The 12,938-nt window shown below is 62.2% G+C and carries 8 protein-coding genes; 2 read left to right on the forward strand and 6 right to left on the reverse strand.

Features of this window, described 5'->3' with window-relative positions:
* The first annotated feature begins 513 nt into the window (after window positions 1-513).
* Complete coding sequence (locus ASD52_RS23040; RefSeq protein ID WP_025428210.1) at window positions 514-2,469, forward strand: M23 family metallopeptidase; 1,956 nt, start codon at window positions 514-516, stop codon at window positions 2,467-2,469.
* A gap of 131 nt (window positions 2,470-2,600) precedes the next feature.
* Here ASD52_RS23040 and clpB read toward each other — a convergent pair whose 3' ends face one another.
* Window positions 2,601-5,207 carry an ATP-dependent chaperone ClpB gene (clpB, locus tag ASD52_RS23045; protein WP_025428211.1) on the reverse strand — a complete coding sequence of 869 codons (2,607 nt, stop codon included), beginning with the start codon at window positions 5,205-5,207 and terminating at the stop codon, window positions 2,601-2,603.
* A 302-nt stretch (window positions 5,208-5,509) separates the two neighbouring features.
* Window positions 5,510-6,517 (reverse strand): saccharopine dehydrogenase, encoded by a 1,008-nt coding sequence (locus ASD52_RS23050; RefSeq protein WP_025428212.1) that lies wholly within the window; start codon window positions 6,515-6,517, stop codon window positions 5,510-5,512.
* Window positions 6,518-6,765: 248 nt separating this feature from the next.
* Here ASD52_RS23050 and ASD52_RS23055 point away from each other — a divergent pair, with 248 nt between their 5' ends.
* The gene (locus ASD52_RS23055; protein ID WP_057210220.1) at window positions 6,766-7,347 is read left to right on the forward strand and encodes a TetR/AcrR family transcriptional regulator; all 582 of its coding nucleotides are present in this window, start codon (window positions 6,766-6,768) and stop codon (window positions 7,345-7,347) included.
* 286 nt (window positions 7,348-7,633) lie between these two features.
* Here the strand turns inward: ASD52_RS23055 and ASD52_RS23060 are convergent, their stop codons facing one another.
* The 4 genes from ASD52_RS23060 to ptsP all read right to left on the reverse strand — a co-directional run bounded on the left by ASD52_RS23060 (window position 7,634) and on the right by ptsP (window position 12,931).
* A complete protein-coding gene (locus ASD52_RS23060; RefSeq protein WP_025424536.1) occupies window positions 7,634-8,302 on the reverse strand; it encodes a DUF4167 domain-containing protein in 669 nt (222 codons plus the stop codon).
* 332 nt (window positions 8,303-8,634) lie between these two features.
* The gene (gene prmC / locus ASD52_RS23065) at window positions 8,635-9,504 is read right to left on the reverse strand and encodes a peptide chain release factor N(5)-glutamine methyltransferase (protein WP_025424537.1); all 870 of its coding nucleotides are present in this window, start codon (window positions 9,502-9,504) and stop codon (window positions 8,635-8,637) included.
* 5 nt (window positions 9,505-9,509) lie between these two features.
* Window positions 9,510-10,592, reverse strand: a complete 1,083-nt coding sequence (gene prfA / locus ASD52_RS23070; RefSeq protein ID WP_025424538.1) for a peptide chain release factor 1 — start codon at window positions 10,590-10,592, stop codon at window positions 9,510-9,512.
* 71 nt (window positions 10,593-10,663) lie between these two features.
* On the reverse strand, window positions 10,664-12,931 hold the full coding sequence (gene ptsP, locus ASD52_RS23075; RefSeq protein WP_025424539.1) for a phosphoenolpyruvate--protein phosphotransferase: 2,268 nt from the start codon (window positions 12,929-12,931) through the stop codon (window positions 10,664-10,666).
* Between the last annotated feature and the right edge of the window lie 7 nt (window positions 12,932-12,938).

The following is a 12,938-nucleotide window of genomic DNA, read 5'->3' on the forward strand; positions in this document are numbered from 1 at the left end:
CCTAAAGCGCCCTCGTCACCACCTGCGTCGCGACATCAAACCGTCAAAACTTCCCGCCGAAACTCGCGTCCCGACCAATCAGCATCCGCCAATCAAGGAAACCTTAAAACGAAGGACATCGTCGCCAGCAGCGCCGCCGCCCTCGTTCAGTGATCGGGCTTATAGACCCCACACATCGAACACGTCAACAGGCAATTTCAAAATAAATGACAGTTTTCTGACAAAGCCCGGAAATGCGGGCTTTTCACTCCGAAAAAACTTTCGGACGCCTCCGAACGGCCTGTGGAGACACATTTTGGCCCTTACTTCTTCACAATCCACCGATCTAAGCGAAATTATCGGTGCGTCACGCGGGGGCGCCTGGGGAACGCGGATGCACATATTATAGGGTGTGCACCCCCTCACCTGTCCTCCCCTCATGGATTTGACTCCCGTGTGCGAAAGATGCACATCTTCGCGCAACGTATCGCCTGCAAGAATACGGCAAGACAAATCAGGGGCCCCCAGCTCGGAATGATCACCGACAAGAAAATGGTCCGGTCGCTCGGCGACCAACCGCCGATCCTTGCGGACGGCCGGCGCGCACCGGACAGACGCGAGATTTCGTTGCGCTGGCTTTCCGGCACCTTCCTGACCGGCATCACCTCCAGCCTTCTTATGGGCGTCGCGCTTTTTGCAGCGCTTGACGGTCGCCAGCAGCTGGCAATCCCGGCCGAAGCCTACGCAGCACTCGACGCATCGAACGGCGGCAACGCCCCAGTCAATGCCAAGCGCGGCAGCCGCATCCTTTCGCCCAACATCGTTGCCAAGCCGGCTGACAAGACCGTCATGGAAGTCTCGACGATGATCCATGACGGCGAGAAGGAAGTGGTGCGCAAACAGCCCTTCGTTCACGTCAAGATGGCGCTTGCCGCCAACCACCAGGTTTCCGACAGCTATCCGGACTTCGATCCGCTGGCGATCTTCTCCACCGACGACGCCGATGCCGAACCGCAGGTCGCGCGTACCGGCACGCTCTACGGCTCCAACGTCGATTCCGAAGTGGCGCTGAAAACGGTCGATTTTCCGATCAAAGGCTCCAGCCTGACCTTCGACAACTCGATGTCTCTCGACGAGGTCGAGGAGAATGTTCGCACCAACGGTTCGGTCCTGACCGAGGGCAGCACCCAGGTCGCTTCGCTCTTCTATGTTGACCCGCAGCGTTTCGCCTCCGATAGCGACGGTCTCGATCTTCTCCAGGGCCTGACCGCACGCATCGTCGAGCAAAACAAGAGCGATGCGGCTTACGAGAGCATCAACGAACAAAGCACTGAGTATGCCGACGACATCATTCCGGTGCGCCGCAAGACCGACATCGCGACCGCCATGGTCAATGCCGGCTACGCCAAGGCGCAGGCCGAAGATGCTGCCGGCTATATCGGCGAAGCGCTCGGCGCCAAGGAACTCAACGACGGCGACGTCCTGCGCATCGGCATCATCCAGAAGGGCGAAGAAGCCCGCATCGTCCGCGCCACCATCTATTCGCGCAACCGCCATGTGCTGACGATGGCCGTCGACGACAACGGCCGCTTCGTTCCCGGCGCCGAACCGCCCAAGCTCGACGCGGTCGCGACCGCCTTCGACGACAACGGCACGCCGACGATCACCAGCACCCACGATTTGCCGCGCGTCTATGACGGTATCTATCGCGCCGCGCTCTCCTACGGCATGAACGCCGACATGGTCGGGCTCGTCGTCAAGCTGCTCGCCAGCAATGTCGACTTCCAGGCGCAGCTGAAGCCGACGGATTCGCTCGAAGCCTTCTTCTCGGTCACCGACGATCGCGGCTTGGCGACGGCGGATTCCGAACTGCTTTACGTCAAGGCGAAGTTCGGCGATGCCGAGACGACCTTCTACCGTTTCCAGGATCCGGACGACAATTCGATCGACTACTTCAACGGCGAAGGCAAGAGCATCCGCCAGTTCCTGCTGCGCAACCCCGTGCCGAACGGCCACTTCCGCTCCGGCTTCGGCATGCGCCGCCACCCGATCCTCGGCTTCTCGCGTATGCACACCGGCGTCGATTGGGCGGCCCCCCGCGGCACGCCGATCATCGCCGCCGGCAACGGCACGGTGGAGAAGGCTGGCTGGGATTCCGGCGGATACGGCAACCAAACGCTGATCCGCCACGCCAACGGTTACGTCTCCTCCTACAATCACCAGAGCGCGATCGCCAAGACCGTCAAGGCCGGGGCGAAAGTGGTTCAGGGCCAGGTGATCGGCTGGGTCGGCACGACAGGTCTTTCGACCGGTCCGCATCTGCACTACGAGCTGATCGTCAACGGCAACAAGGTCGATCCGCTGCGCATCCGCCTGCCGGGCGGCAAATCACTGGGTGGTGACGCGCTTGCGAAGTTCGAGAAGGAACGCGACCGCATCGACGAGTTGCTGAACAAGGACGGCAACGGCAGCGAAGTGGCCAGCAAGTAGCCAGTGAGATCCCCCCTTCGTCGACGGCTAACGCTTCGAGAGGCGGTCACCGCGATCCCCACAGCAACAGAATTCCTAGGCATGAACGAAAAAGGCCGCCCCGAAGGGCGGCCTTTTCAAGTTTCTGCGGTTTAGGCGGCTTCTCTTTCCGAGCCGGCGCCACGCTTGAAGTTCAGGCGGTCGGAGCCGGCAAGAACCTTGATAGTGGATCCATCCGGGAACTCGCCCTGAAGGATCTTCTCGGCCAGCGGATCCTGAAGATACCTCTGGATCGTCCGCTTCAGGGGCCGAGCGCCATAGGCGGGATCGTAGCCCTTTTCGGCCAGGAACGTCCGGGCGTCATCTTCCAGTTCCAGCGTGATCTTGCGCTCGGCAAGCAGCTTGAGCAGCCGTGCGAGCTGGATATCGACGATCGCGCCCATTTCCGAGCGACGCAGCCTGTGGAACAGGATGATCTCGTCGACGCGGTTCAGGAACTCCGGCCGGAAGGCCGACTTGACGACGTCCATCACCTGGTCGCGAACGACATCGCTGTCCTCGTCTTCGCCAAGGCCGGTCAGATATTCCGCACCCAGGTTCGAGGTCATGATGATCATCGTGTTGCGGAAGTCGACGGTGCGACCCTGACCATCGGTCAGGCGGCCGTCGTCGAGCACCTGCAGCAGCACGTTGAAGACATCCGGATGCGCCTTCTCAATTTCGTCGAACAGCACGACCTGATAGGGCCGGCGGCGGACGGATTCGGTCAGCGCTCCGCCTTCCTCGTAACCGACATAGCCGGGAGGTGCGCCGATCAGCCGGGCAACGGAGTGCTTCTCCATGTATTCCGACATGTCGACACGCAGCAGCGCGCTCTCGTCGTCGAACAGAAAGCGGGCGAGCGCCTTGGTCAGCTCGGTCTTGCCCACCCCGGTCGGGCCGAGGAAGATGAACGAGCCGATCGGCCGGTTCGGATCCTGCAGGCCGGCACGGGCACGGCGAACGGCACGCGATACCGCCTGGACGGCATCGCCCTGGCCGACGACCCATTTCGCCAGTTCGTCTTCCATCCGCAGCAGCTTGTCGCGTTCGCCTTCCAGCATCTTGTCAACCGGGATACCGGTCCAACGCGAAACCACATGGGCGATGTTGTCGGGGGTGACGACCTCCTGCACCATCGGATTGGCGTTGGCGTTCTCCTGGCTTTCGGCGTCGGAAAGCTCTTTCTCGAGCTTGGGGATGACGCCATAGGTCAGCTCTCCGGCGCGCTGGAACTCACCCTTGCGCTGGACGATCGCCAGTTCGTTACGGGCTTCATCGAGCTGCTTCTTAAGGTCGGCGGCGCGGCCAAGCTTCTGCTTTTCCGCCTGCCAACGGGCCGTCAGCGCCGATGCCTGCTCTTCGAGCGAGACCAGATCGAGCTCGAGCTTTTCCAGCCGGTCCTTCGACGAGGTGTCGGTTTCCTTCTTCAGCGCTTCGCGCTCGATCTTCAGCTGCATGATGCGGCGATCGAGTTCGTCGAGCTCTTCAGGCTTGGAATCCACCTGCATGCGCAGACGCGAGGCCGCCTCGTCCATCAGGTCGATCGCCTTGTCCGGCAGAAACCGGTCGGTGATGTAGCGGTTGGACAGCGTAGCGGCGGCAACCAGCGCGGAATCGGAAATCCGCACCTTGTGGTGCTGCTCGTATTTTTCCTTCAGGCCACGCAGGATCGAGATCGTGTCCTCGACTGTCGGCTCCTCGACCATCACTGGCTGGAAGCGGCGGGCAAGGGCTGCGTCCTTCTCGACGTGCTTGCGGTATTCGTCGAGCGTGGTCGCGCCGACGCAATGCAGCTCGCCGCGCGCAAGCGCAGGCTTCAGCAAGTTGGAGGCATCCATCGCCCCTTCCGCCTTGCCGGCACCGACCAGCGTGTGCATTTCGTCGATGAACAGGATGATCTCGCCGTTTTCCGCCTGCACTTCGTTGAGCACGGCCTTCAGCCGCTCTTCGAACTCGCCGCGGAACTTCGCGCCTGCGATCAACGCGCCCATGTCGAGCGCCATCAGCCGCTTGTCCTTCAGGCTCTCCGGGACGTCGCCATTGACGATGCGCAGGGCGAGGCCCTCGGCAATCGCCGTCTTGCCGACGCCGGGCTCACCGATCAGGACCGGATTGTTCTTGGTCCGGCGCGACAGCACCTGAATCGTGCGACGGATTTCGTCGTCACGGCCGATCACCGGGTCGAGCTTGCCTTCGCGCGCATCGGCCGTCAGGTCACGGGCATATTTCTTCAGGCTGTCGAACCCCTGCTCGGCATTGGAACTGTCGGCGGTGCGGCCCTTGCGAATATCGTTGATGACTTGGTTGAGCTTGGTCGGCGTCACGCCGGCCTTCTTCAGGACGTCGGCCGTGGCAGCAGAGCTTTCGATCGCCAAGGCCACCAGCAGGCGTTCAACGGTGACGAAGCTGTCGCCGGCTTTCTTGGCCGCTTCTTCCGCACTCGAAAAGACGCGAGCGAGCGGCTGCGACAGATAGACGGAACCGTTGCCGCCGGAAACCTTCGGCAGTTTGGCGAGTGCAGCATCATTGCCGGCGCGCGCTTCGCGCGCGTCGCCGCCAGCCCGCTCGATCAGCGAAGCGGCCATGCCCTGGTCGTCGTCGAGCAGCACTTTCAGCACATGCTCGGGCGTGAACTGCTGATGTCCCTGCGCCAGCGCATAGGTCTGCGCCGATTGCAGGAAACCGCGCACGCGTTCGGAATATTTCTCGATATTCATACTTTACCTCCATAGCCCACCAGGCCCGTCACGCGGCACCCGCTGGTGTTTCAGGATCAGGTTCCCGCATTCGGCGAACCTGTCATCGGGCGTCGATCCACACCTTGCGCGGGATCAACACGTCCGAAGCGAATATGGGGCAGCGAATTTCGAAATTAAAGGGCTGATTGCATGTCGCAATTAGGAAATCTTGCGAAGGACGAAAACGGCCACGCGTCTTTACGATGCGCGGCCGTCGGCTTTTGGATGCAGGGCATTGCCGTGCCGCGTCGGGCGAACGCGCTGCGGCTGCGGCCCTGAGATCAGCGATCGGCAAACGACGTGCCGAACTCCTTCATGCGGGAGACGTAGTAAGCGGGCTCGATCAAAACTTCCGGCAGGTAGAGACCGGCCTTTGGCGCTTCGCCCCCGGACAGACCGAGCATGCGCTCGACCGCAAGCGCGACGCCGAGCGCTGTCAGCGGGGCCTGGCCCTGCGGATGCACGATCTCATGCCGGCGCGAGACCCACTCTCCGTCTTTCGACTGCCCCTCGATCTCGAGCGTGATCTCCGTCGAAAATGGCTCGCCGCGCCGCCGACTGGCAGAGACGCTGTAGGCAAGATCCAGCCGGATCTCCCTGGCGCCGGTACGTGTGGCCAGCGCCATGACGTCGAAGGGCGAATAGGCGGCAGCATCAAGCTCGACACCATCGACACTTTTGTAGCGCGCGCTTGCTTCCTGCCCGCTCGCCCAATGCAGCTTGCCGTCCTTGACCGTCAGCGATGCCGGCGCGTTGCCGGTGATGCGGTTGTAATCGGCAAGTGCCGCTGGCCCGCCCATGTCCTCCTCATCGAGCAGGACGCCGATACGGATCGCGTCAACGGTCTCGTAGGACGAAAGCGCTTCGAGCACCGGGAAGATCGCAGCCCCGGCAAGCCAATGGCTGGCGAGCAGGATCGGCGCCTTGTCCGGTGCATGGATATACTGGGCAACCTCGGGCCCGATCTCGAACGTTCCGCTGGAGAGGCTGATATACGGTATTCCCCTGCCCTGCGCATATCGCATTGAGGTCAGCCTTTCGTCCTTGACGAAGATCACCACGGCGCTGAAGGCGTCCTTGTCGTCAAGACCGAGATCGGCGCGGTCGAGATCAACACGCACACCGGTCGCTCCACCGACCTCGCTCGCGACGGCCTGCGCCCGGGAAAGATCACGACCGCCGATTGCCAGCGGCAGATCGGGATGCAGCCTGCGGATCGCCTTCGCCGCCTGCGACCCGACGACGCCCGAGCCGCCGATGATCAGCACGGGTGAGAACTTGCTCGACATGTTCATATCTCCTAGACGGAAAGAAGGTGGCATTTTGCCAACCTACGATTAGTAAGTTACCATCGGTAGATAAGTAGCAAACGCGCCCCGTCAAGGGATTGGGATATTTTATCGCCTAGAGCGCCGCGCGTCTTATTAGACGCGCAAAGGTCGCTGTAGCACTTTGAATGGCTGCATGCTTTGATCCTTAAATCGAATAGGATTTAAGGAAACATGCGGCAGTGTGGACGACCCGAGGAGAGCAGCCGATGGAGAAAACGGCGATCAGGAAACTAGCCAAGCCCGAACGGCGTGCCCAGCTCATCGAAACCTCCAAGGAAATTTTGCGGGAATGCGGCGCGGACGCCCTCACCCTCGGCCACCTGGCCGAGCGCGCCGGCGTCAGCAAGCCGATCGCCTATGAGCACTTCGGAACCCGCGAGGGGCTGCTGATCGCGCTTTCGCGCGAGATCGAGGAGCGCCATACCGATAAGCTGAAGAAAGCGCTGCTGGACGCCCCGGCCGATCTTGCATCCGTCGCCGGCATCATCAGCGCCGTCTACATCGGATGTGCCGTCGAAAGCGGTTCGGAATGGCAGGCGATGTCAGGCGCCCTGCGTGGCAATGCCGAGATGGACCGCGTGCAGCAGGAACTCGCCGATGACTATGTCGCGCTCATCGGCGCAGCCATCGCACCTTTCTCCACCCTCACCGAAGATGATCTGCGCCTGCGTTGCGCGGGCATTGCCGGTGCTGCGGAGGCGATTGCCCGGGAGTTCGTCCGGGGGCGAACGACCGAGGACGATGCGGCCACCAATCTCGCAGCCTTGATTGTCAAAGCTGTCGGCTGATGGACAACGCCAGAAGCCGGCGATCAATGGAGCGTGCGGCACGGGACGATCGCCAGCCCTAGCGATTATGGTGCGCTTCAGCGTCCGCAGTCTTCCGAGCAAAATTCCGGCAACCCGGCCGCAGAGCGGACCGGGCTTTTGATGTTCGCTTCTGCCGCGCCGCATACGCCGCCCAACTGCATGTTTCCTTAAATCCTATTCGATTTAACGATCAAAACATGCAGCCATTCAAAGTGCTACAGCGACCTTTGCGCATCCAATAAGACGCGCGGCGCTGTAGGAAGACTTACTCGGACTCAGCCAGTGCCGGCGCTTCCGGAGGCGCGTCGCCTGACGCTTCGCCTTCATCGGCTGCAGTGCGGCGCGGACGGCGCGGGCGCGGCGCGCTGCGGCGACGCGAGGCCGCACGGCCGGAAGCCGCTGGCGTTTCTTCTTCCATAGCCACTTCGGCCGGCGTGCCTTCGATGACGGGCTGCGGGCCCGAACCGTCGATCACCGGCTGCTGCTCGATAACGACAGGAGCGGGAGCGGCTACAACGTGGACCGGCGCTTCGTCGGCGTAGCCCTGATCCAGATCGTCCTGATCCTGATCCTGATCCTGGTCGTTGGCGTCCTGCCCGCGGAAATCCTGGCGTTCTTCGCGCTGGAAGCGATCCTGCATCTGCGCCTGTGCGGCTGCAATGATGCGGTTGTAATGCTCGGCATGCTGAAGGTAGTTTTCAGCGATGACACGGTCGCCGGAGCTCTGCGCATCACGAGCAAGTGCCGAGTATTTCTCGGCGATATGCTGCGCGGTACCGCGAATCTTCACGTCCGGACCAGAACTATCATAGGTCCGCGTCAGGGGATTTGATCCCTTGCGGTTATGATTGTTGTTATTTCCACTGTTGTTATTGTTGTTGTTATTGTTGTTATTCCGCCCGCGGCCGCGCTTGTTTTGCTGTCCTGGCCTCATAGTACATTCACCCGAATTCTCTTGATAATGATGATCATGTGGTTTCGTCTTCCGGCCGGATCTGTCCGCGCCCGACAGAGCGTGCGCCGGTGAGCCCGCACATTGGCGGCTTCGGCGCCGACTGGCGTCAAATTAACAGGTACCTGCACAAGGCACTGTTGAACCCTAGCAACTCTTTCTTGAGAGCAATCCCCGTGGCCAGGTCATACCGGAACGAATCTTAGGTCCATGACCATCTGCCCAGTGCGCGGGCAAACTAGCCCGCTTCCTCTGGGATTCCAAGCCCTTTCTTTGCGTCAGCAAGAAAGAAGATGCGCCAGTGCAGCATTTTTTCAACGGTCGAAGCTACGCTCAAAGATCAGAACCCGGTCGTTGCCGCCCAAATCCTTGGCTTCTTCGCGCAAACGGAAGTTCTCGGCACTAAACAATGCCGCAACCGCCTCTTTCTGATCGAAACCGATTTCCAAGCCTATCACGCCGTTTGTCTCAAGATGATGACCGGCCTGAAGGGCGATGGCACGATAGGCATCAAGGCCGTCGTCTCCGCCATCGAGCGCTGCGGCAGGATCGTGCAATCGCACCTCCGGCTCAAGCTCTGCGACGACATTGGACGGTATATAAGGCGGATTTGAGACGATGGCGTCGAAGCGACCCTCCACCTTGTCGAACCAGTTGCTGCGCACAGCCTCGAAACGACCCGAAAGGCCAAGCGCCTCGGCATTTGCGCTCGCCGTCGCCAACGCGTCCTCAGATATATCGGTAGCCGTTCCGCGCGCTTCAAGAACCGTGGCAAGCAACGCCAGGCAGATCGCCCCGGTGCCCGTGCCGAGATCGACGAGCCGGCAGCTGCCCTTCGTTGCAACGGTGCGGCGCAGATACGGGATCATGCGATCGACGAGCGTTTCCGTATCCGGCCTCGGCTCCAGCGTTTCACGCGACAGCTTGAGCGGCAGGCCAAAGAACTCCCGCTCGCCGAGAATGCGGTAGACGGGTTCGCGCGCGCTCCGCCGCTCGACGGCAGCCCTCACCCTGGCAACGTCGGCCTCCGTGACCAGGTCCCTGCCGCGCGTCACGACATCGGTCAACGAAAGCCCGAGCACGCCCGAAACCAGATGACGCGCGTCGAGCGCAGCGTGTTCGATGCCGGCGGCCGTCAGGCGATCCCGGCTTTCCACCACGAGGCGCGCGAGCGTGGCCGTCATCGCCATCAGCCCCGCTGCTCGCCCAGAAGAGCCAACTGGCTCGCCTGGTAATCGGCCAGCAGCGCATCGACCACTTCGTCGATTTCGCCCATCATCATCCGGTCGAGCTTATAGAGCGTCAGGTTGATGCGGTGATCCGTAATGCGCCCCTGCGGAAAATTGTAGGTGCGAATGCGCTCAGAGCGGTCGCCGGAGCCGACCTGGCTCTTGCGATCGGCCGAACGCTCGCTGTCGGCGCGCTGGCGTTCCATGTCATAGAGCCGCGAACGCAGCACCTGCATCGCCTTGGCGCGGTTCTGGTGCTGCGACTTTTCCGAACTTGTGACGACGAGGCCGGTCGGAAGGTGGGTGATGCGCACGGCGGAGTCCGTCGTGTTGACGTGCTGTCCGCCAGCACCTGACGAGCGCATGGTGTCGATGCGGATGTCCTCGGGCCGAACCTCGATGTCGATTTCCTCGGCTTCCGGCAGTACGGCGACGGTTGCCGCCGAGGTGTGGATGCGTCCGCTCGCCTCGGTATCCGGCACGCGCTGAACGCGGTGCACACCCGACTCGAACTTCAGCCGCGCAAACACGCCGCGGCCGGAGACGGTGGCGATGATTTCCTTGAATCCGCCGGCTTCACCCTCGCTCGCCGAAAGCACTTCGACCCGCCAGCCCTTGGCCGCAGCGTAACGCTCGTACATCCGGAAAAGATCGCCGGCAAACAGCGCTGCCTCCGAACCGCCGGTTCCGGCGCGGATTTCGAGGATAGCGCTCTTTTCGTCGGCTGCATCCTTCGGCAAGAGCAGGATCTGGATTTCCTGCTCCAGCTGCTCGATTGCCTCGACGACCTCAGGCTTTTCCATCTCGGCCAGGTCGCGCATGTCCTTGTCAGTCGTCCTGTCGGCCAACATGGCATTGATATCGGCAAGCTCGGCCGTCGCCTTCTCATAGGCGCGGATCTTGGTCACCACCGGCTGCAGTTCGGAATATTCCGACGCCAGCTTCACATAGACGTCGGCCGCTGGCCCCGCCGACATGCGGGCCTCGATCTCGCCGAACCGCCGTTCCAGTTCGCGCATTTTCTCAATGGGAAGCTTTGCCAAGTGTCACTCCAAATGCGCTACGCCTCGCCCGGATCATAGCCCGGACGAGGACAAAAGCGCTTCAAATCTATCTAAACCGGGATGCCGTTTGCCGCGGCGAAGTCGATGAGGATCTGGCGAACAGGCGTCGGGTCGCGGGTGTCGTCGAGCGCCGCGTTCAGTACCTCGCCGAGCTTGTCGGCATCGAGGGCCAGGAGCATCGCCTTGATCGGACCGACCGCCGTCGGCGACATCGACACCGAGCGGTAGCCGAGACCGAGCAGCGCCATGGCGGACAGTGGCTTGCTCGCCATCTCACCGCACAGCGTCACCGGCGTCTGATGTCGCTCGCCGCCGCGCACGATATCGCGCAGGATCCTGAGGAAGGGCCGGCCAAGCACGTCGAAGCGATCGGAAACGCGGGCGTTGCCGCGATCGACTGCCATGGCGAACTGGAACAGATCGTTCGAGCCGACCGAGACGAAGTCCACCTCGCTCATCAGTTCGTCCAGCTGCCACAGCAGCGCCGGCACTTCCAGCATGGCGCCGAACTGCAGCTTGCGCGGCAGCTGTTCGCCGAGCTTCGACTGACGCTCGATTTCCTTTTGCAAAAGCTCGCGCGCTTCCTTCAGCTCCGAGACCTCGGTCACCATCGGCAGCATCAATTTCAGCTCGAGACCGGCAGCCGCACGCAGCATGGCGCGCAGCTGAGTGCGCAGCAGGCCGGGCCGATCCAGCGAAAGGCGGATCGCCCGCCATCCGAGTGCCGGATTTTCCTCTTCCGCCGCGCGGAAATAGGGAACCACCTTGTCGCCGCCAATATCGAGCGTGCGGAAAGTCACCGGCTTGCCGCCGGTCTGCTTCAGAACGCTGCGGTAGAAGGCTTCCTGCTCTTCCGCCTTCGGCATCGTCGAGGCGATCATGAACTGCAGTTCGGTGCGGAAAAGGCCGATGCCCTCGGCACCCGCTTCGTTCAGATGCGGCAGGTCGACCAAAAGGCCAGCGTTCATCTGCAAGGTGATGCGCTTGCCGTCCTTGGTCAGCGGTTCGACATCCTTGAGCGCGCGGAACTGAGCCTGCCGGCGGGCGCGGAACCGTACCTTTTCCTCGTAGGCGCGCTGCAGGTCGGCCAACGGCCGCAGATGCACCTTGGCATCGTCGCCATCGATGATGACGGCATCGCGGTTTTCCGCAAGCGCGACAGCACCCGCCGCCTGTCCGACGACCGGAATGCCCATGGCGCGGGCGACGATGACCACGTGGCTGGTGACGGCCCCTTCCTCAAGGACCAGGCCGCGGACGTTTTCGCGCGGATAGTCGAGAAGTTCGGCGGCACCCATGGCCCGGGCAACGATCACCGCATCGGTCGGGAAGTCGCTCGCCGAAAGCTTGGCGCCATAGCCCGAAAGCTGGCGCAGCAGCCGGTTGGCGAGATCGTCGAAATCATGCATGCGCTCGCGCAAATAGGGATCGGTCAGCCGGATCATCCGCGCCTTGGTCTCGCTCTGCACCCGTTCGACGGCAGCTTCCGCCGTCAGGCCGTTGCGGATCGCCTCTTCCAGCTTCCGCACCCAGCCGCGGTCATGGGCAAACATGCGATAGGTCTCAAGCACCGCTCGGTGCTCGCCCTCCATCGACACTTCGCGACGCGATAGCATGTCGTCGATCGAGATACGCAATGACCCCAGAGCCTCGGCAAGCCGCTGCAATTCCTGGTCAGTATCCTCGTTCAGAAGATTGGTGACGACGATCCTCGGCTCGTGCAGCACGACATAACCGAGGCCGATGCCTTCGCCATAGCTGTTGCCGTCGATCGAGACCGGCCGGGACAGATCGAGTTCGAGGCCGGGCTTGGTGATTTTCTTCAACTCGCCGGTCGCCACCATCTCGGCGAGAACCATGGCGGTGGTTTCCAGCGCCTCGACCTCGTCTTCGCGGTAGTTGCGCATCGCCTTGTTCTGCACGACGAGAACGCCGAGCGCCCGACCCGTGCGCAGGATCGGCACGCCGAGGAACGAGTGATAGATCTCTTCGCCGGTTTCCGGCAGGTAGGTAAAGGCCGGATGCGCCTGGGCGTCGGACAGGTTGAGCGGACGTGCGGACGCGGCAATCGTGCCGACGAGGCCCTGCCCCATCTTCAACTGCGCCAGGTGGACGGCGGTCTTGTTCAGACCTTCGGTCGCGTAGAGTTCGAGCACGCCGTCGGAACGCAGCACATAGACCGAACACACTTCCGCGACCATGTTCTGTGCGATCTGGCGCACGATCCGGTCAAGGCGCTCCTGTGGCTCGAGCGGTTCCGCCATCAGTTCGCGCAACCGCTTGAGGAGAACGCGCGGACCTGCGGAAAGGTCTCTCATCGCGTGG

Origin of the sequence: Ensifer sp. Root142, from assembly GCF_001426785.1 — a bacterium.
In the GTDB taxonomy this organism is placed as follows: Bacteria; Pseudomonadota; Alphaproteobacteria; order Rhizobiales; family Rhizobiaceae; genus Ensifer; species Ensifer canadensis.